Genomic DNA, 19,468 nt, shown 5'->3' on the forward strand with positions numbered 1-19,468 from the left:
CCCGCTCAGGCTTCGGCGCTCTTGAGCAAAAACTCCATCTCGGTTCCGGCCAGGTTCAATATGTCGTGGTGGGCCAGCGGAATCGCTTTCATGCCGATCGGTTTGCCGTTGCAGGTCGGCGGCTTTTCGCCGTCCATGTGCGCCACGTAGTAGCCGTCGCGCCGGTGCGATATCGACACCACGGCCACACCGGGCTGCCCGAAGGTGGTAACGGCCTTGACCACCGGCACCTCCAGCCCCGCTGACGAACCCGACAGCACCTTCAGGCTCGCGTGCATCGTGCCGCTGGTGCCGGGCAGGCCCATCGCGTCCAGCGCCATGGCGGTGGTTTGATGTTCGCGCGGAGCCTCTTCTTCGTGTCGCGAGGTGGCCAGGTACTGGATGCGGAAGTTGCCGATATTGATGATGTCGTTGTCGTGCAGCAGCTCACGCGACTTGACCATGTGGCCGTTGAGGTAGGTGCCGTTGGTGCTGCCCAGGTCTTCAAGGTACACGTCCGCAAGGCCTTTCAGCAGGAACACGCAGTGCTCACCGCTGACCACCAGGTTGTCGAAGATGATGTCGTTGTAGGGCCTGCGGCCCAGCGTGGTGCGGTCGTTCGTCAAGTACACGTGCTTGATTTCGACGCCTTCGACCGTTGCAATGAGTTGCGGCATGCAAGACCCTTCTTCAAGATAGTCGCCGGAGCCCCATGCGTAAGCGACAAACCATCGTAGCCCGAGCGCCCTAAAGGCACAAGCGGGGCACAACCCGCCAGCGCCGCAGCATGGCCGCTAATTGGTGGTAATTTTGCCGGTTTCGCATGCAGCGCGAATGATGCGCTGGGTCGGGTTGGGCGTCACGTCGCGGAACTCCATGGGGCGCACCACTTCGTTGGGGTAAGTCACTGTTTTGTACGGCTCGCCCTTCCACAGGGGCTGCACGTAAAACGCCAGCGTGACGTACTTGGCGCTCTTGTCAGCGCAGTCAAACAACACGGTGGAAACATACGAACGGTAAGGCACGCCGTCCCAGCTGGTGCGTTGCAGCGCGCGGCTTACGCGTACCTGCATGGCCCGCATGTCGCCGTTGGCGGCAATGGGGGTCGGGTCTACCTCAATGGTGTTGACGGCCGGGTCAGCCGGGTCACCCATCACGGTAAACCATGTGGTGGGGGCGGCTGGCGCGCCCCACAGGGAAGCCCCGGACACCAGGGCCCCTAAAACGATGGCTAATTTCTTCATATGACTTTTTTCTTCCTTCCTCCACTGCACGGTCACTTCAAAGCACAGTCCATTGTCTGCAATGCCAGTTTAATCCTGACGCAACGAACGTTCTGTTGCAACTGTTTCCCGACCCGTAGCAGGCGCGCGTCGAAAGGCCCTGTAGGCACACACCCACACGGCTATGGGCCCGATGCCTTCGGCGCGGCCTGGGCCGGCGGGCTATCTTGAACTGCATGGAATTTTCCATGACGCAACTCTCTGAAAGGTACATCCCATGAACAAGGACCAGGTCAAAGGCAAGATCAAGGAAGTTGCCGGTGAAGTGCAGGAACACACCGGCAAGCTGGTCGGCAATGCCGAGCAGCAGGCCAAGGGCCATGCCCGTGAATTCCAGGGCAAGGCACAAAAGGCCGCCGGCGACGCACGTGAGAACGCAGAAGACATCCAGAAGGATCTGGACAAAGACCGCGACCCCCTGGGTCGCTAAGCAGCACTGAACGCTGCAAACCCACCATCGGCCGGCTCTTCCCGGCCGTTTTTTTGCGCGCAAATCGCCGCGTACACCCGCCATTGGCTGACGCGTTCAGGCGTGTTGGCTGATAGCCGGCGGCCTGCCGCGCCCGCATGATGAAACCTTTCACCACAGCACAACACGCCCCCACATGCCGCGCAAAGCCTCCCCCGCTTCCCTGCCTCATGACCTTTTGCACGGCCAGCTGAAGCTGCCCGCCGTGACGATCAACGGCTACAGCCTGGAACTGCACGACGGCGAGCGCTTTCTGGGCGACACCGTCAGCCGCGTCGCCTACAGCGAAATGCTGGACGTATGGCGCCGGCTTTTTCGCCGCATCAGCGGCGAAGACGTGCTGGGCACCAAGCCCACACCCACCATCAGCAAAAAGCGGCTCGACCTGCTCCTTCAACGCGACGGCAAGGCCGCCGCCGTGATTTCCGCGGCATCGGAAGACTACGCCTGGCAACTGGTGCGTGTGGTGCGGCGTTTTCTGGCGCATCCCACATGGCACGGCGTGCAGCGCATTGTGGTGGGCGGCGGCTTTCAGCAAAGCCTGGTGGGCGAACTGGCCATCGACCGCGCGGCCGAATTGCTCTACCAGCAAAACGCCCGCGTGCATTTGATGACGCTGCGCCACCACCCCGACGAAGGCGGGCTGATCGGCTGGGTGCACCTGGCGCCGCCTGAGCTGTTGTCGCAATACAGCGGCTTCCTGGCGGTAGACATTGGCGGCACCAATGTGCGCTGCGGCATTGTGCGGCCACGCCTGAGCAAGTCGCCCGACCTGTCGGACGTGCGCGTGGCGGGCCTGGAAAAGTGGGGCCATCGCGGCGACGACGACGTGACCCGCCGCGAACACCTGGTGCAGGGCATTGCCGCCATGCTCAAAAAACTCAAACGCCTGGCCGACAGAAAAGGCATCACCCTGGCGCCGTTTGTCGGCGTGGCCTGCCCCGGCATGATCTGCGACGACGGCTCCATCGCCACCGGCGCGCAGAACCTGCCCGGCAACTGGGAAAGCCCGCGCTTTAACCTGGCGCATGACCTCAGCGAACTGCTGCCGCGCCAGGACGGCCAGACCACCCAGGTGCGGCTGCACAACGATGCGGTGGTGCAGGGCCTGTCTGAGCTGCCCTTCATGCAGGGCGTGAAGCGCTGGGCCGTGCTGACGGTGGGCACCGGGTTGGGCAACGCCAGCTTTGTCAACGCCGGCCCGCACGCGGTGCGCAAAACGAAACGCTGACGCCGCGCGCTGCGTTGCAACAATTCAAGAGAAAAAGGCCTGAAACCCAATCAGTAACAGCGCAAGCAGCTATCTATTTAATAGCAGTCTCACGCACCGCGCACAGCGCTAGCGCGGAGCGATGGGCGCACCCACCACCACGCCCGGCACGGCGGTGTTTTCCGCCGCAGCATCGGGCTGCACACGCCGCGGCTGCTCGGGTGGCAGCACCACGCCCGGCGTGCCGTCTGCGGCAGGCCCGTTCACGGTGATGTACTTGATCACCGGCGCCGGCTGCCACACGCGCGGCGGGCCACCCTCGGTGGCCTGCCCTCCCACAGCGCCCGACACGCTCTGTTGCCCCAAAGGCTGGGGCATGCCGCCGTCACCGGTCTGGCCTGGCTGGCTTTCCTGCGGCGGCTCGGCGCCATTGAGCAGCGCTTCAATGCGCTGCCGCTCCTGGTCCGTCACGCCTGCGCCTTCCGGCGCGGGGAAGCGCAGGGCTACGTCGACCACTTTTGCCTTGATCGCGCCCTGGAAAAACTCACCCACCATCGGCAGCGCGCTGCGGGCGCCCTGCCCATAGCTGTCAGCCATGGTCACGCGGTTGTCGTTAAAGCCCACCCACGCGCCGGCCACCAGCTGCGGGTGCATCATGATGAACCAGCCGTCGGTGTTGCCCTGTGTCGTGCCGGTCTTGCCGGCCACGTCGGCCTGGATGCCGTAACGGCTGCGAATGGCGGCGCCCGTGCCCTGGTCGATCACGCCGCGCATCACGTCCAGCAGCGTCTGCGCCACGGTGGCCGGCATCACGGTTTCGGGCAGCTTGGGCTCAAACGCTTCCAGCACCTTGCCGTTGCGGTCTTCTACCCGCGTGACGATCACGGGCTCTATATAACGGCCGTCATTGGCCAACGTGCCGTAGGCCGCCACCATTTCCCTCAGCGTGACAGGGCTGGTGCCCAGCGCAAGTGAGGGCACTTCTTCCAGCTTGCTCTGGCGCACGCCCATGGCTTTGGCCAGCCTGGCCACATTGGCCGGGCCCACCGCGTGCATGACCTGTGCGGTGATCGTGTTCTTGGAAAACATCAGGCCCTGGCGCAGCGTCATCATCTCGCCGCTGGGGCCGCCGCCGTCGGTCGGCCGCCAGAAAGCGCCGTTCCCCAGCGGGATTTCCACCTCACCGTCCAGGTACACGTCGGACGGCTTGGCGCCGTTTTCAAACGCCGCGCCGTACACAAAGGGCTTGAAGGTCGAGCCCGGCTGGCGGCGCGCCTGCTGCACGTGGTCGAACTGGTCGCGCGCAAAGTCGCGGCTGCCCACCCAGGCCCTGACCTGGCCGTTGGTCGGGTCCAGCGCCATGAAGCCGGCCTGCAGGCGCGTCTTGTCGTCCTTCAGGTTTTGCATGAACTCCGCGTCCGCCAGCAGCGCCTTGGTGGCCTGGTCGTCGGCCTGCCCCTTGGTGCGCAGGGCCTTGTATTCGGCGGTGTCGCGTATGAAGGCCAGGGCCAGCTCGCGCGGCGCGCCGCTCTTGGCCTTCCAGCCCGAGTTAAAGCGCCAATCACCGGCGACCGTCTTTTGCAAGCGGTCTACCTGCACCGCCAGCGCCTTGTTGGCCATGTCCTGCAGGCGTGAATCAATGGTGCTGCGCAGCACCAGGCCGTCGGCATAAATGTTGTAGTCGTTGCGGTCGGCCCATTCAATCAACCAGCGGCGCAGCTGCTGCGCCAGGTGCGGCGCCGAGCCCAGCTCTTCGTCCTGGCGCTCGAAGTCGATGCGCAGCGGCTTCTTTTTCAGTGCCTCCAGCTGGGCTACGGGCAGCTTCTCGTGCTTGACCATCTGCGCCAGCACCGTGTTGCGGCGCTGCATGGCGCGCTCGGGGTTGTTCACCGGGTTGTAGTAGGCCGTGCCCTTGAGCATGCCCACCAGCGTGGCGCTTTGCAGCACGTCCAGCTCGTTGGCGGATTTGTCGAAGTAGGTGCGCGCCGCCATTTCAATGCCGTAGGCGTTGTACAAAAAGGGCACGGTGTTAAGGTAGCTCTCCAGGATTTCGTCCTTGGAATAAACCGCCTCTATCTTGAAAGCCGTGATGGCTTCTTTCAGCTTGCGCGTGATCGACAACGAACGGCCGATTTCTTCCGGGTAGAGGTTGCGCGCCAGCTGCTGCGTGATGGTCGAGCCGCCCTGCGTCTTGCCGGCGGCCGTGTGCAGCACGGCCGACACCGTGCGCTTGATGTCCAGGCCGTGGTGGTCGTAAAACCGGTGGTCTTCGGTGGCGATGAGCGCGTCCACCACGCTGGGCGAAATGTCTTCGAGCTTCACCCAGTCGCGGTTGGCCCGCTTGAACACCGCCAGCACCTGGCCGTCAGACGACATCACCACCGAGGGTTTGGCGGTTTTGGCTTTCAGCAGGTCGTTGATGCTGGGCGTGAACGGAATCAGGATCAGCACATACAGCAGCACCAGCGCCGGAATGGCCGCCAGTGTCAGCAGCACGCCGCGTTTGGTGGGGTGGCGCAAGCGGTCAGGAATGGTGGCCGCAAAGTCGCGAAGTTGGGTCAGGAGCTGTTTCATCATTGCCTGCAAGTCTAAATGGGAGGCGTAAACGGGCCTGTAGGACTGCGGCGCTGCGGAAAATGCACGCCATCGGAAAACGCCGCTTCAGCGGCTTGCAGGAGGCCATTTTTAAGCACCAAATTGGCCTCAAGACCAATCAGAACGGGCGCGAGCAGCTACTGTTTTAATAGCGTCCTGCGGGGCAGTTTTGGTGGTATTTGGGCCTCTTTTTTGCCTCTTTTTTGCCTCTTTTTCGCCTGTTTTTGCCTGTTTTCAGCCGTCGTGGGCCCTGCGGGCGCTTTTGGGGCCAATTTCGCCACCTGCAGTGCCATTTTCAAGCATCAAATCGGCCTCCAACCCAATAGGAGTCTGCGCGAGCAGCTACTGTATTGATAGCAATTTCAGGCTGCCCGCCATTTCGCCGCACGGAACTGAACCAGCACAGCGTCATCCAATCTTTCGCACCAGGGGCGTCGTCACTCGTAAGAAACGCCGCGCCACACCGACCAACCTTCATGCCGCCTGTTCACGGCAAGCAATACAACAACCAACCGAAAGAGGCCAACGCATGATGACCCGCAGAAACTCCCTGCTCAAACTGGGCGCCCTCTCCGCCGCCATGGCCGCCGGCCTGCGCGGGCTGCTGGCGTCCACACCCGCCCACGCGGCCGCGCGCGCTTATGAAGTCACCCGCACCGAAGCCGAATGGCAAAAGCTGCTGCGGCCCGACCAGTACCGCGTGCTGCGCAAGGCCGGCACTGAAACGCCCTTCACCAGCCCGCTGAATAAAGAAAAGCGAGCCGGCGTTTTCAGCTGCGCCGGTTGCGACCTGCCCCTTTTCGCGTCAACCACCAAATTCGACAGCGGCACCGGCTGGCCCAGCTTCTGGCAGGCCATGAACAACGCCGTGGTCGAAGAAACCGACACCACCCTCTTCATGAAACGCACCGAAGTGCTGTGCCGCCGCTGCGGCGGGCACCTGGGCCATGTGTTTGACGACGGCCCCAAACCCACCGGCCTGCGTTATTGCATGAACGGCGTGGCCCTTAACTTCAAGGCAGCATAAGAAATGAACAAATACCTTTTCACCCTGGGTGCTGTGGCATTGGCCGCGTGGGCATTCATTGGCAGCGGCATGGGCACCAGCGCCCGCGCCGCGGAAGAAAAAGCCGTGAAGCTGCCCGCGCCTGCGGTGGACGCCACAGCCACCGCACAGGCAGGCACCGCCACCGCCGTGTTTGCCGGCGGCTGCTTCTGGGGCGTGCAGGCCGTGTTTCAGCACACCGACGGTGTGCTCAACGCCGTCTCGGGCTATTCAGGCGGCGACAAAGCCACTGCCACCTACGAGCAAATCGGCTCAGGCCGCACCGGCCACGCCGAGGCCGTGCAAATCACCTACGACCCGAAAAAGATCAGCTACGGCAAGCTGCTGCAGATTTACTTTTCGGTGGCGCACGACCCCACCACGCTCAACCGCCAGGGCCCCGACAGCGGCACGCAATACCGCTCTGCCGTGTTCTACAAAGACGCCGAGCAAAAGAAGGTGACCGAAGGCTACATCGCCCAGCTCGACGCCGCCAAGGCCTTCCCGAACAAGATCGTGACGCAGCTCGCGCCGCTGGCCGCCTTCTACCCCGCCGAGGCCTACCACCAGGACTACGCCACCCTGCACCCGAACCAGCCCTACATCGCAAGGTTTGACCTGCCCAAGATTGCCAATCTGAAAACCGTGATGCCCGAGGTCTACCGCGAAAAGCCCGTGCTGGTGTCACAGGCCGGCAAGTAAGGCGGAGTCCCGGTTCGGCGGGAACATAGGGCGYGCAGGGCGTAGGCCATACCCCCGACTTGCGTCAATGCGCGCTATTCCCCGGCTGAAACCCATCAAGTCGGCAATGGCCTACAAACATGGTGGGCCAGGCGCGCTAATGTGGTCTTTTACCTTAGCAGGCAAGGAGTAAATGACCATGGCTAATACCGATAAACCCCAATCGCATGCAGGCGAACAGCCTGCGCGCATCAACCTGAATGACAAAGCCACCACCGCGGAGTGGCTCAGGAAGCTGGACGTGACTCAGGAACAGCTACGCGAAGCAGTAGCCGCCGTGGGCGACAAGGCCACCAACGTAGAGATGCACCTCAAGGGCGCCCGCAGCACCACCAACGCAGACCGCGTGCGCGAGTTGAGTACACACAAGTGAGCTTGATGGCGGCGCGCATTGCCGCCAAAATGCCAGAGACACCACCCTTCACCGCCGTTCATCGTGTTCAGCGCATGCAGCAAGATGCGCAGGAGGTTTTGCCATGGCATTGCAGACACGCGCTTCATCCCACGCTCCTCAACAATCAGACCCAACCCAGATCAACCGGCGCACCGCGCTGGCGGCTTTACCCAGTTTGGCGGCCCTGGCCGGTTTGAGTTTGCCGGCCGCCACACATGCGCAAACACCCGGCACCGTCCGTTTGCAATCGTGGCCGCTCAACGCCCGCACCTTCACAGGCATTCACGACATCGCACCCGCACCGGATGGCGGCGTGTGGTTCTCGGCCCAGCGCAGCGGCCACCTCGGCTGGTTTGACCCACGCACCGGCAAGTCAGACCTCGTGGCTTTGGGCAGTGGCTCATCTCCCCACGGCGTGATCGCCGGGCCCGACGGCGCAGCCTGGCTGACCGACGGCGGGCAAAACGCGATTGCCCGCGTGGCCTGGCCTTCGCGCGAAGTCAAGGTCTACCCCCTGCCCGCCGGCACACCGTACGCCAACCTCAACACATGCGCCTTCGACGGCGAAGGCAACCTCTGGTTCACCGGGCAAAGCGGCTACGTCGGCAAGGTAGAAGTACGCAGTGGCACCGTGACCGTAAAAGAATCTCCCCGCGGACGCGGCCCTTACGGCATCTGCGCCACACCCAAAGGCGATGTGTGGTGGTGCTCGCTGGCCGGCTCCTTCATCGCGCAACTAGACCGCAAGACAGGCGAATCACGCATCGTCGAGCCCCCCACCCCGCGCCAGGGCGCCCGCCGCGTCTGGTCAGACAGCAGAGGCCGTATCTGGGTGTCGGAATGGAACAGCGGCAACCTCTCGGTGCACGACCCCGCACTGGGCACAGGCCCCAGCAGCTGGCGCGCCTGGAAAGCCCCCGGCACCGAACCGCATATCTACGCCGTTTACGTTGACCACAAAGACATCGTCTGGGCCTCAGAGTGGAGCAGCAACGCCCTCTTGCGCTTTGACCCGGCGACGGAGAAGTTTGAGGTGATCACCATGCCGCGTTCTGCGGCGAGCGTGCGGCAGATATTAGGCAGGCCTGGGGAGGTTTGGTTGCCTGAGAGTGGGACGGAGTTTGTGACGGTGGTTAAGACGGGGTGAGAGACCGAAACTGCACACTAATCTACATAATCATCGAGCGCGACTTGCATCGTTGACAGCTTTGGTAAGACTCTCATGAGACCAAGGCACAGCACGGTAGCCACCATCCCGAAAAGCTGATGGAAGAACTGGCGGCATGGAGTCCCCTTTGTAGACGCCGACCACGCCTTTTCCGCGTCTAACGCTTTCTTGAATTTCCCAATTAACCCATTCACTGGCCGCGGCATGAGGAGAAAGAAAGACCAATGTCACTGAGACACGATCAATTTTTTCGCGAATTTGGCCTTTTATGTACTCAGCGTTCGAACTGTTGTATGCCTCTTTTACAGAATGGTCGTCAAACTCCAACTCCGTTTTTTCGTTTCTTGCCTGCCCGCGCAATAAATTAATCTCATTTAAGTCCTCGTGCGCAAAACTTATAAAAACATGTTTGACGCCATCGCCGGGTTGAGAAATTTTTCTCTTTGCTTCCGCCTCTAATTGCATACGAGCGCTCAGCGAAAGCCCTCCCCTACTTTTCCCGCCATTGCCTCCCATAAGTACCTCCACAAGTTAAGTGTTAGAAAACTCAAGACAAGAAATGCAGCTACCACATGGCAGGTTTCCTCCCATGTGACAGGAATAAGTTCCTACTATCCCTTTTTCATTGGCCAAACTCACAACGTCTGCCTTTGAAAACTCACTCAGTGGAGCGATCACGGGGATTTCTCGGCCAAGTGCAGATCGCACCGCAAGATTCGCATCCGCAAGAAAACTTTTTCGCTGATCCGGAAAAAGGCTGAACTCCTCTGAGAGCAGCCCAATTGATACTGATGTGGCTCCTTTTTGAAATGCAAATGCTGCCCCACAAACCAGGAACAGCAAATTTCGACCAGGTGTGAATGCATCGAGTCGAACGTGCTTATCGACAGATGTCAACCCAGATTCGATCACCTTACCGAAGCCTTGTAAGTTCATATAGGTCGGAGCTGGTAGACCCAATTGGGCATACACAGCTTTGCAAGCGGTCAACTCGGTCACAGCAGCCCGCTGACCATAATCAATAAACAACGGAAACGTCTCTATATTCGACTCTCGACACATCACGGATATCAAAGTGGAGTCAAGACCACCAGATGCGAGAACAACAGTTGATGTCTCTCTCATCTCCAAACTCCCTCCGCTTGACACTGTCGATAGATATGAGAAGAGAATGACTGATCAATTAGGTCGTCGACAGAGCCCTCAATAACACTCTTGCGAACTAACTCATTCCAATTGGCTAAAAAATCCAAATTGTGCGCAAGAATCCGAATTTCATAGGGCAAGGCTGATGCAGCCCATCGTCCCTGCTGTAAAAACAGCACTCCCTGCGGAAAATGATGAAGTAAATTTGTTTGATAGTCGACTGCCGTCTGGCACCACTCCAATCCATCGAAGGTATCAGCTCCAGCTTCAGAGAAAAGGGCCAATGACAGAGGATTCCCCGTCCCTAGCAGATGTAAAAAAACATATGAGCCCAGTTCGTTGAGCGAGCGCCGAATGCTTGCTACGGTGCGGACTCGCTCAAAGAGATCTGAACCCAAGCAGCGCTCTGGGACTGCAACATACTTTATGGAGCTGGCTTTTACAAAGCGGGCACAGATACCAGCTATAACCCGAGCATCTCCATGAATAATTGGAATCACCAGAGTAGTTCCTGCAGCATGCTGATCGGCTCGAAATTGCTCAATCCAAAGTCGCAAATGCTCAGATTCATTCTCAGGCGGAGATTGATCATCAAAACCAAACGCGACATCAGGCTTGAACGCGGCAAGCGCCTCGTGATACTCGCCAACGGTCCACGGCTCTGCAGGACCTCTCCAGAACGATTCGTAGTTTCCGGAGTCCATCAGCACTAGAGTCTCATCATCCGCGGCAGTTTCTCTTTCCTGCAATAGTTGTAATCGTGCGTCCGGATCAGTTCTAATTAGGTCATAGGCAGAAATCAGAAATTGCTTTCCCTTGAATACAGAATTGATGACTTGAAAATAAGAAATCGGTGAGCTCTGAGTCTTAACTGATGATATTGAAGGAAAGAAAATCGGTAGCGCGATCTCCTTTTTTCCCAAACTCAGGGTACGTCGCCGACTTGGCGACTGAGCACTTTTATCACCGCTCACAGCCTCAACCATCATCGATCCTTGCGAGCAACCCACTGGGTATGCTCTCGCGAAAAAGCATTTTCGGCATCACCAACAAAGAGAGAGAAATTCTCTGGAGTTTGCGGCTTAAGCGCATCCACACTGACCAGATTTATTTCGACTGCTGCCAGCGCGTACGCAGCGGATAGCTCAGAAAAACGCTTGGCCTGCATCCAGGTCAACACGCATGCACCTACAGTAATAAAAATTTCGGTAGGCCAATATGGAGCGGTTGGGTAGCTTATTTTTCCAAGCGCAAAAGCAATCGCAAGCGCATTCAAAGAAATTAGAGCTATAAAAAAAGCTGTCGCCTTATTTCCATTKGCTTTTGATTTGTTCTTGTACCAACTAAGCTGGTCTGCTATCCGTTTATCTTTATAAAGTTTTTTTCTATCTTCTAGGGGCTGTGCTCTATATGTTTCCATCGCAGCGGTGAGTTGCGACTCGTCTAGGTGATCTGTAAATTTCGCTGCAATATCTATGTTTTGTTGGAGTATTTGTTTTAATTTTTTGACAAATGCATCTCGCGCCACATCATCTGCTGTCTGAAATGGTTCTGCCCTACAAACATACCGCCACGACAATGTTTTCACCGATTCAGCCAGAGCTCTGGCAGAGTACCAAATCTTCTCCGGCCTCGTGCTAAACAGGTAGATAGAGAGCCCCAACGCCGATAGCATCACTGCTGCTTGCACAAGAGCAGCACAAGATGATGGATGGTTTAGCACGGACAATGCCGCGGCTATGGCAAGAAGAAATAGATGAACAACCAGGGCACGAAAAAATCTCCTCTGCGAATCATCGGATAACTTGCCAGCAGACCTGTACAGCGCTGGGAATTCGGTGTTTTCCATCATGCGGCCTAATTATTGGTAGCCGAGCTGTTTATATATCTCGTCCTTGTATCTCCAGTTTCCTTTTTTCTCCATCGTTGCATGCTCAAGCGCATAAGCAATGATTTTTGGTGAGAATGGAACAAAGATTGCGCCAATATCATTCATTAGTGGCGGGCAAGTCTCCGGGACGATGACGCGGGACTTATCAAGATTTACGCCGATTATTGTGCAGCCCTTCTCTATTGCGACCTCCAATTCCCATCGAACGTATTTGTGTTTACTTCTAGTGTCAGCACCAATAAGCTGCACAAATATTCCCGCCATATTGATTCGTTCGCGGCAGAGGCTCTTTATGTATTGCTCGTTTTCAGAGTTGATGCTTGAGGTCAATTGACAATCGGTAAAGTTGAATTCGATGTGCTCATGCGCTTTCCATGCCTGCATGAGCCAGTAACTCTGAATGTCCGTGCTGCTAAAGCCTACGAAAGCTCTTGGTAATCCCATATTGCCTCTTCTTTTTCTAATCTGTAGAGAGTTATATAGCGGCTAGTTACAAGTTGCATCAGCCTTTCCCCTTGGGGTTGATTGAAAATTTTGGTTTTATTTCCCTGGACCAAATTTCATTTTTATGAGGCGAATCACTCAACATTGAAACTGTCGAGCACTGGAATATCCGGCTCGAGGGATCAAATCGCCCCAGTCACGCTACCAAGTCGCCGCCTCAACACCCAGGAAAGTAAACCCCCTCCATCGCCATCACCGCCCCACCCAGCGCCACCACCGCGCTGCTCCCAATACGGTCAATCAAACTGGCAGCCAGCACCACGCCGATGGACTGGCCCAGGAACAGGAAAGAAGCAAACATCGAGACGGCCGTGCCGCGCGCATGGGCGCCGTCTGCGTCGCGTTGGCCTGCATGACGTTGTGGAACATAAAAAAAAACCCCCGCCCACCAGACTGGCTGGGATGGCCGGGCCCCAGTGCGGGGTGCAGGCCAGCACCAATGCGCTGACGCTCACCATGGCGCCGCCCAGAATCACCAGGCCGTGCTGGCCGAAGCGGCGTATCAGCGGGCGGCGATGGCCATGTAGCCCATGCCGCTTTCTTAGCCCGCTTGCTAAGGCTTCACTGGGCCTTTGCGCATGACGGCAACATGCCCTGCCATGGATTTCTCAAAGTTCCAGGCTGGAGAACCAATAAGTGCGGGATAGGCGGCGCAACGCTCTCGGGCGCGCGCGGGGTCACCCACAAACACAGTGCGCCTCTGATTAGCCTTGAAGTCAACAAGCTTTTGATCGAGTAGCGCACGAAACGCGTCGGCCTTTGCCTGATCACCTTTGGTCTCCCGCTCAATCATGGCCGACATATTGCTTTCCACTTCTTGCAGAAGGGGCGCCGACCTTGCCCGCCAGGCGGCGTAAGCGGCTTCATTTTTGGCTTTGTGCTCCGGAAATTCTTCCGCGCACAGGTCTTTGATAGCTCCCAACGTTTGAGCTGCGCCAAACAACTGACCGAGATCGTTCTCATAGTTTCCTGAAGCAGTCCCAAATTGGGCATGAGCCGCAGGGGTAAAACCGAGCACCATGAGTGTGATGATTCCAGCACTGAAAAACGAGTGGGTCATATTCGATACTTTCAATTGAAATTCTCCACAGTCTATTTGACTTGCAAAGATGCCTTACTGTGTCGCCCTCTCAACACCCAGGCAAAGTAAACCCCCTCCGCCGCCATCACCGCCCCACCCAGCGCCACCACCGCACTGCTCCCAATGCGGGCGATCAAACTGGCGGCCAGCACCACGCCGATCGACTGGCCCAGGAACAGGAAAGAGGCAAACATCGAAACGGCGGTGCCGCGCGCATGAGGGGCCATCTGCGTTGCGTTGGCCTGCATGACGTTGTGGAACATGAAAAAACCAAACCCGCCCACCAGGCTGGCCGGAATGGCCGGGGCCCAGTGCGGGGTGTAGGCCAGCACCAGGGCGCTGACGCCGAGCATCGCGCCACCCAGAATCACCAGGCCGTGCTGGCCAAAGCGGCGTATCAGCGGGCGGCCTGCGGCCATGTAGCCGACGCCGCCCAGGCCGAACAGCGCCACGATGGCGCCTGACACCGAGAGCGACAGGCCCAGGGCATGGTGCAGGTGCGAGGCCCAGATGGCCAGCACACCAAAGCCGGCGGCGCCCTCTACCACCGCCATGATCAGCACGACGCGTGACCAGCGGCCGGTAATGATCTCCAGCGCTTGCGTGACGAAATGGGTACGCTGCACGGGCTGGCGGGGTACGGCGGCCGGGTCTTTGCCCTCGGCGCGCTGTGCGGCATTCTGGCGGCGCAGGTCAAGGTACATCAGCGTACCGACCACGGTAAACAGCACCGTCATGAAAACAAAAGACCAGCGCCAGCCCAAAGCATCGGTCAGCAGGCCGCCAATTAACTGGCCGCACACAATGCCCAGCGTGCTGCCCAGGCCGGTGCGCGTGAGCATTTCCTGCAGCTGGTCGGCGGGCACGTTGTCGCCCACCCAGGCCATGCCCAGCGGAATCAACGCCGCTGCGCCCAGCGCCATCAGCAGGCGGGCAAACAGCAGCGCATCAAGGCTGTGCGCAAACACGGCCAGCAGGCTTCCGACGCTGCAGCCCAGCGTGGCAAAGGTGACCACACGAAACTTGCCCAGCCTGTCGCCCAGCGGTCCGTAAAAAAGCTGCGACGCGCCATACGTCATGGCAAATATCGACACGACCTGCGCGGCCTGGGCCAGGCTGACGGCAAACACGCGCGACAACTCAGGCAGCATGGCGTCGCAAATGCGCTGGGCCACCATGCTGGCAAAGGTGCCAAATGAAAGAAGAAGGATGGAGCGCCGGACGGCGGGGGAAATGCTGGCGTGGGAAGCGCTGTGCGCGTCGGCAGGAGTCATGAAGGTAAACAGGCCCGGGAGCTGCTATATGGCCAACCTGGAAGCGGCTTTCCATTGCGCAATACGGGTCATGTGGTACTGCAAATAGAAGGTGCTGAAGAGGAAAGTCATGGCCGCTGAAAGCTCAAGCTGCATGGGTTCAACGCTGTTGTAGTGGTTCAGCATGGACCTTCGGATGGAATAAGCCCCGAAATAGAAGATCACATACGACACGAGCATCAAGAGAAAACCAACCCCCTTGAGGTTGTCTGAGCCTTCAAACAGTATCTGGGCAAAGATGGCCAGCGGGACATAAATGACGAATTGGGTCGTCGCATTCGACGCCGGATTGATTTTTCGCACCCAGGTGGATTGGATGAACATCCAGACGATCATGAAGACCCCAAGCGTGAGGAGCGTAAACAGCAGCACCAAAGCCCAATGCAATTGGGGTGGCGCGGGGTAAGCGTCTGCGTTCATACCGCCGCCTGGTGGCCCGGGGTTGGTGAAAGGATCCGGCTGGTAGTCACTCATAAGCGCCTTTTTTAATTAGTCGATCTATCGTGCGACACCGCCCGCGGATACAGGTACTCGCAAAGGACTCGGCCAAAGTGCGAAAGCGCGTGTGTGTTACGCCTATGCGGGCGCGGCGCGCACTGGTTGTACTGCGAGCTGTACTGTGCCAGTTGTACGTCATGCACCCCTCACTGCATCGCGCAACGGCCGTTGCACCCCTGCTGAAGAATGGTGGCCTTCCACTCTTTGCGCGTGCCCAGCCATGCATAGCAAATCTCACCGACGCTTTTGCCGGAAAATTCTGCAGCCGTCGCCGCGGAGGTGAACTTCGCAGTCAGGAGGTCGGAATACAGAGAGCCAGAACACACTCGCCATGTGTTTTCTGGCTTGCCACTGCGGGCGGTTTCGAAGGCCTGCTCTTTGGCCTCTTGCTCGGAGGTTTCGGCCAGTATCTGCGTCTTTTGCTCTTCGGCCCTGGCAACCAGCTTTTGCACAGCAAGGCCGGCAGATTGCTTTGCCGCATCTCGCCTGGCGGTAACGACTTTTTCTTGTTCGGTATCAGACTCGCGGTACAGCCGCGATATCTTGAAGCGCAGTTCGGGATCGAAATCATCATCCTGGGGAATCACAGGGACACCGGGTATGTGGACGGGCCGTGGGAGCTCTTGCCGGCGAAGCTCTCCTTGCAAAAACCGGCCGTCTTCGGTGAGTGCAAGCGAGTAATGAACATCCGATTTCAAAGACACCTGCAAGACGTTGCCAGCCACCTTCCACTGGCCGGTGTCTGACGACCTGGGCATCTGGTAAATGGCAACGCCGTCCGGGTTCAGGCGAAGTATGTTTCCCGGCACCTGCAACGCCTCCGACTTCCATACGCTGCCTGCAAAGTTGGCCGCTGCGGTAGCCGCGGTTCCGACGATCGGGATGTAGCCGTCGCTGGTGAGCGGCGCACGCGCCAGCGGAGCCAGAAGCGTGGCGCCGCTTTTTGTCTTGCTTTCCCCGACGTAGCGGGTCATCACGTTGCTAATGGGCGGCTCTGAAATCACGGCCCTGTAGTCGGCCCTGTTGTAGCTGCCTGGCTTCAACAGCGAGGAGTCGTAGGACAAGGTCACCCCGCCATCGCGAGTCAGCGTATAGGACACCGCGTAGGCGTTGCCGCTGCGCAGCTCAATCAGGCCCTGGGCTTTTCCGTAAGTGGCCAGTTCCGCCAACAACTGGCGCCGCCAATTGACAAGGCCGGCGCGGGTGGCGCCGACCGTCACGACCGTGTTGCGCAAGACTTCCACCGGCAAGATGGCATGCCCGGCGGGGCTGAAGCCGATGCAGGTCCAGAACTGGTCCGCGATTCCCACCAGCTTAGAGGCGCCCGCCTGCCCCATAAAGCCGGTGACGGTTTTGCCCTTTTGGGTGTTTTCAACGAGTTCCTCATAGCGTTGCCGCGGAACACCAGCATTGCAGCGCTGCAACTGTTCCAGCGCATCTGGGGCCAAGAGCGACTGGCGCGAAAAGCGTTCTTCGATCTCGCGGGGGCTCACTGCCGCGGCGGGTGCCTGCTGGGCGAATCGGGCTTGCGCTGGCGGCGCAGGTCGCAGGGTGGCAACCACACGGTCAGCCATGGAAAGTGCACGCGCTTTGCCCGCTGGGCTATAGACGCCGCTGTTGGCCTTGTCCCTGATGCTTTGCGCAACAAGTTTCATCATGCTGTCTGAAAGACCTTGCAATGTCTCAAGAATTTTTTGCGCGGCTTCCGCATCGGGTCCGCCTGCTGCCGCGTTTTCTTTCATGTTTGTGGAGGCTGCCTTGCTGGCGCCTTCGATAGGAATGACCATCCAGTTCAAGGCATCGAGGTATTCCTCTTCATACGCGCGGGGGTCTGCATTGAAAGCTTTCTCATAGCGCTTGACGAGAGGCCCGATCAGTTTCGGAATGTCCGGCTGGCCAATACTTTTTGGAAATTCCACAAAATAGTCGTCCATGACGACTTTGGCCCTTGCCGGCGCCAGCAATGCGCGCAACGCGGTACCACCCTCCGGATCTGAATATTTCAGCGGGCGGTCTGGCTGCATCACCTGCTTGCTTTCATGAAGCATCAGTTCCGAAGCGAAAGCCCGAACCGCATCCCCCGCCCATACGAAGCCGCTTTGGCTCGCAAGCAAAAAAACCAAAGCCCATGTTTTAACGAAGCGCATTTTCCCCCTCCACCGCTTATCTATTTTTTGCTTATCTACCCCGCCCAACCCACCCAGCTGACCTCAGGCTATCTCATCAAAGCGCCTTGCCCAACCGCCCCACACCCTCTTCAATCTTCGCCACATCCGCGGTGGCAAAGCTCAGCCGCAGCGTGGCCAGGTCCGGGTTGCTGGCGTAGAACGGCGCGCCGGGCACAAAGGCCACGAGCTGCTCAATGGCTTTTTTGGCGAACTCGCCGGCGTCTTTGCTTTTGCCGCCCGCGCCCGTCAGGCGTGCCCAGAAGAACAAGCCGCCTTGCGGCTGGGTGAATTCAATCGCGTCGCCGAGCTCGCGCTTGAGCGCTGCGCCCATGGCGTTGGCGCGCTCGCCGTACACCTTGCGCACATGCGTCAGCGTGGCGGGCATGCGGCCGGCCTTGAGGTATTGGGCAGCGGTGGCCTGGGCGAAGGTGCTGGTGTGGGCGTCGCTGAACTGCTTGCACATGGTGGCTTTGGCCAGCAACTCGGCGGGGGCGATCATCCAGCCCACTCGCAGGCCGGGGCTCAGCACCTTGCTGAGTGAGCCGCAGTGCGCCAGCAGCTCGCGGCTGCCGGGCACGCCGGCACTCAGGGCCAGCAGCGATGGCGGTGGCGCCTCGCCAAAGTAAAGGTCGCCGTACGGGTCGTCTTCGACGATCAGGGTCTGGTATTTGACGGCCATCTCGAGCACTTTCTTGCGGCGCTCGAGGCTGAGCAGCGCGCCGCTGGGGTTGCCGAAAGTGGGAATCAGGTAGACGAACTTGGGCTTGTGCTGGGCGATGAGTTGTTCGAGCTCGTCGGTCTTGACGCCATGGGCGTCGATGGGCGCGCTGATGAGCTCTGCGCCGTAGAGGCGAAAGCACTGGATGGTGGCGAGGAAGGTGGGGCCTTCGACGATGACCTTGTCGCCGGGGGAGATCATGGTTTTGCCGAGCAAATCTAGCGCCTGCTGGCTGCCGGTGGTGACGATGAGGTTTTCGGGGGCGACGTCTTTGGCGCCCTTGGTGGCCATGAACGCGGCCAGCTGTTCGCGCAGCGGGCCGTAGCCTTCGGTGGCGCCATATTGCAGCGTACCGCCGGGTTCTTCGTTCAGGGCCTTGTTGCTGGCCTCCTGGATGCCGGCCACGTCGAACATGGCGGGGTCCGGAAAACCGCCGGCAAAGCTGACAATGCCGGGCTTGCCCAGCAATTTAAAGAGTTCGCGGATGGCGGAGGTTTCAACGTTGTTGAGGCGGTCGGCAAATTGCAGTGGCATGGGGGTCTCGCTTTCTGTTTTGTATTGTCGCCAATTTGCGCGCAGGTTTCCTGCGGCCTGGACCGCCGGTTGCCCTGCGGTCGCAGGGAAGTTGACAGAGTATCAATCTAGAGTAATACTCTAGTCATGAGTTCTGCCACACCCCCTGCCGCTGCCGCCCTCTCCACCCGGGAGCGCCTGCTGGACGCCGCCACCAAGGTGTTCCTGGCGCACGGCTTCACGGCCGCGTCGATGGACATGGTTCGCCAGGAGGCGGGCGTGAGCAACGGCAGCCTGTACCACCACTTTCCCACCAAGGCACAACTGGCCGATGCGCTGTATGCGCACACGCTGCGCGATTTCCATGCGGCGCTGATGCAGCCCATCAGCGGCAAGGCCTCTGCCCAGGCCGGCGTCAAGGGCCTGATGCGCGCGTACATCCAGTGGGTGCTGCAACACCCCGACCAGGCACGGCTGCTGCACACGCTGCGGCGCGGCGGCGACATGGCAGGCGGCGCCGAGATCGACGCGGCCAATGAGCAGGCCTTTGCCACGCTGAGGGCCTGGGTGGCGCAGCAGGTGGAGGCCGGCGAGATGCGGGCCATGCCTTTTCACCTGTGGATGGCGCTGATGTTTTCGCCCGCGATGTCGCTTACGCAGGGCTGGGTCAGCCAGCCCACCCCGGCCGTTGCGCCCAAGGTGCGGGCCGCACTGGAACACGCGGCCTGGATGGCCATGGCCCCCTGAAACAC

General features: G+C 59.4%; 21 protein-coding genes. 7 read left to right on the forward strand and 14 right to left on the reverse strand.

Annotation, left to right across the window (positions count from 1 at the left end; genetic code table 11):
- Nucleotides 1-5: 5 nt before the first annotated feature.
- Both ACXJKE_RS01160 and ACXJKE_RS01165 read right to left on the reverse strand, forming a co-directional pair.
- A complete protein-coding gene (locus ACXJKE_RS01160) occupies nucleotides 6-656 on the reverse strand; it encodes an FHA domain-containing protein (protein ID WP_457278741.1) in 651 nt (216 codons plus the stop codon).
- Between the two features lie 117 nt (nucleotides 657-773).
- The gene (locus ACXJKE_RS01165; RefSeq protein ID WP_457278742.1) at nucleotides 774-1,223 is read right to left on the reverse strand and encodes a surface-adhesin E family protein; all 450 of its coding nucleotides are present in this window, start codon (nucleotides 1,221-1,223) and stop codon (nucleotides 774-776) included.
- A 256-nt stretch (nucleotides 1,224-1,479) separates the two neighbouring features.
- On the opposite strand from ACXJKE_RS01165, the gene ACXJKE_RS01170 reads away from it, so the two are divergent.
- A complete protein-coding gene (locus ACXJKE_RS01170; protein WP_457278743.1) occupies nucleotides 1,480-1,692 on the forward strand; it encodes a CsbD family protein in 213 nt (70 codons plus the stop codon).
- 175 nt (nucleotides 1,693-1,867) lie between these two features.
- Nucleotides 1,868-2,962 (forward strand): ROK family protein, encoded by a 1,095-nt coding sequence (locus ACXJKE_RS01175; protein ID WP_457278744.1) that lies wholly within the window; start codon nucleotides 1,868-1,870, stop codon nucleotides 2,960-2,962.
- 108 nt (nucleotides 2,963-3,070) lie between these two features.
- Here the strand turns inward: ACXJKE_RS01175 and ACXJKE_RS01180 are convergent, their stop codons facing one another.
- A complete protein-coding gene (locus tag ACXJKE_RS01180) occupies nucleotides 3,071-5,515 on the reverse strand; it encodes a penicillin-binding protein 1A (RefSeq protein WP_457279769.1) in 2,445 nt (814 codons plus the stop codon).
- Between the two features lie 550 nt (nucleotides 5,516-6,065).
- On the opposite strand from ACXJKE_RS01180, the gene msrB reads away from it, so the two are divergent.
- The 4 genes from msrB (at nucleotide 6,066) to ACXJKE_RS01200 (ending at nucleotide 8,863) form a co-directional block, all read left to right on the forward strand.
- On the forward strand, nucleotides 6,066-6,563 hold the full coding sequence (gene msrB / locus ACXJKE_RS01185) for a peptide-methionine (R)-S-oxide reductase MsrB (protein WP_457278745.1): 498 nt from the start codon (nucleotides 6,066-6,068) through the stop codon (nucleotides 6,561-6,563).
- Nucleotides 6,564-6,566: 3 nt separating this feature from the next.
- Nucleotides 6,567-7,283 carry a peptide-methionine (S)-S-oxide reductase MsrA gene (msrA, locus tag ACXJKE_RS01190; protein WP_457278746.1) on the forward strand — a complete coding sequence of 239 codons (717 nt, stop codon included), beginning with the start codon at nucleotides 6,567-6,569 and terminating at the stop codon, nucleotides 7,281-7,283.
- A 178-nt stretch (nucleotides 7,284-7,461) separates the two neighbouring features.
- Nucleotides 7,462-7,695 carry a DUF3606 domain-containing protein gene (locus tag ACXJKE_RS01195; protein ID WP_457278747.1) on the forward strand — a complete coding sequence of 78 codons (234 nt, stop codon included), beginning with the start codon at nucleotides 7,462-7,464 and terminating at the stop codon, nucleotides 7,693-7,695.
- A gap of 103 nt (nucleotides 7,696-7,798) precedes the next feature.
- On the forward strand, nucleotides 7,799-8,863 hold the full coding sequence (locus ACXJKE_RS01200; protein WP_457278748.1) for a Vgb family protein: 1,065 nt from the start codon (nucleotides 7,799-7,801) through the stop codon (nucleotides 8,861-8,863).
- Nucleotides 8,864-8,893: 30 nt separating this feature from the next.
- Here ACXJKE_RS01200 and ACXJKE_RS01205 read toward each other — a convergent pair whose 3' ends face one another.
- The 11 genes from ACXJKE_RS01205 to ACXJKE_RS01255 all read right to left on the reverse strand — a co-directional run bounded on the left by ACXJKE_RS01205 (nucleotide 8,894) and on the right by ACXJKE_RS01255 (nucleotide 18,731).
- A complete protein-coding gene (locus tag ACXJKE_RS01205; RefSeq protein ID WP_457278749.1) occupies nucleotides 8,894-9,400 on the reverse strand; it encodes a TIR domain-containing protein in 507 nt (168 codons plus the stop codon).
- A 15-nt stretch (nucleotides 9,401-9,415) separates the two neighbouring features.
- Complete coding sequence (locus tag ACXJKE_RS01210; protein WP_457278750.1) at nucleotides 9,416-10,009, reverse strand: 7-cyano-7-deazaguanine synthase; 594 nt, start codon at nucleotides 10,007-10,009, stop codon at nucleotides 9,416-9,418.
- Nucleotides 10,006-11,016 (reverse strand): hypothetical protein, encoded by a 1,011-nt coding sequence (locus tag ACXJKE_RS01215; RefSeq protein WP_457278751.1) that lies wholly within the window; start codon nucleotides 11,014-11,016, stop codon nucleotides 10,006-10,008. Before ACXJKE_RS01215 ends, ACXJKE_RS01210 begins: the two co-directional genes overlap by 4 nt.
- Complete coding sequence (locus ACXJKE_RS01220; RefSeq protein WP_457278752.1) at nucleotides 11,016-11,882, reverse strand: DUF4231 domain-containing protein; 867 nt, start codon at nucleotides 11,880-11,882, stop codon at nucleotides 11,016-11,018. The genes ACXJKE_RS01215 and ACXJKE_RS01220 overlap by 1 nt, the downstream gene beginning before the upstream one ends.
- A gap of 9 nt (nucleotides 11,883-11,891) precedes the next feature.
- A complete protein-coding gene (locus ACXJKE_RS01225) occupies nucleotides 11,892-12,365 on the reverse strand; it encodes a TIR domain-containing protein (RefSeq protein ID WP_457278753.1) in 474 nt (157 codons plus the stop codon).
- A gap of 217 nt (nucleotides 12,366-12,582) precedes the next feature.
- A complete protein-coding gene (locus tag ACXJKE_RS01230; RefSeq protein ID WP_457278754.1) occupies nucleotides 12,583-12,726 on the reverse strand; it encodes a hypothetical protein in 144 nt (47 codons plus the stop codon).
- 252 nt (nucleotides 12,727-12,978) lie between these two features.
- Nucleotides 12,979-13,485 carry a hypothetical protein gene (locus tag ACXJKE_RS01235; RefSeq protein ID WP_457278755.1) on the reverse strand — a complete coding sequence of 169 codons (507 nt, stop codon included), beginning with the start codon at nucleotides 13,483-13,485 and terminating at the stop codon, nucleotides 12,979-12,981.
- 32 nt (nucleotides 13,486-13,517) lie between these two features.
- Nucleotides 13,518-14,780 (reverse strand): MFS transporter, encoded by a 1,263-nt coding sequence (locus ACXJKE_RS01240; RefSeq protein WP_457278756.1) that lies wholly within the window; start codon nucleotides 14,778-14,780, stop codon nucleotides 13,518-13,520.
- 24 nt (nucleotides 14,781-14,804) lie between these two features.
- Nucleotides 14,805-15,293 (reverse strand): hypothetical protein, encoded by a 489-nt coding sequence (locus tag ACXJKE_RS01245; protein ID WP_457278757.1) that lies wholly within the window; start codon nucleotides 15,291-15,293, stop codon nucleotides 14,805-14,807.
- 170 nt (nucleotides 15,294-15,463) lie between these two features.
- Nucleotides 15,464-17,341 (reverse strand): hypothetical protein, encoded by a 1,878-nt coding sequence (locus tag ACXJKE_RS01250; protein WP_457278758.1) that lies wholly within the window; start codon nucleotides 17,339-17,341, stop codon nucleotides 15,464-15,466.
- Between the two features lie 199 nt (nucleotides 17,342-17,540).
- Nucleotides 17,541-18,731 carry an aminotransferase-like domain-containing protein gene (locus tag ACXJKE_RS01255; RefSeq protein WP_457279770.1) on the reverse strand — a complete coding sequence of 397 codons (1,191 nt, stop codon included), beginning with the start codon at nucleotides 18,729-18,731 and terminating at the stop codon, nucleotides 17,541-17,543.
- A gap of 132 nt (nucleotides 18,732-18,863) precedes the next feature.
- Between ACXJKE_RS01255 and ACXJKE_RS01260 the strand changes: the two genes are divergently transcribed.
- Nucleotides 18,864-19,463, forward strand: coding sequence for a TetR/AcrR family transcriptional regulator (locus ACXJKE_RS01260; protein ID WP_457278759.1), 600 nt, complete (start codon nucleotides 18,864-18,866; stop codon nucleotides 19,461-19,463).
- Nucleotides 19,464-19,468 lie beyond the last annotated feature (5 nt).

The organism is Polaromonas sp. P5_D5 (assembly GCF_054049435.1).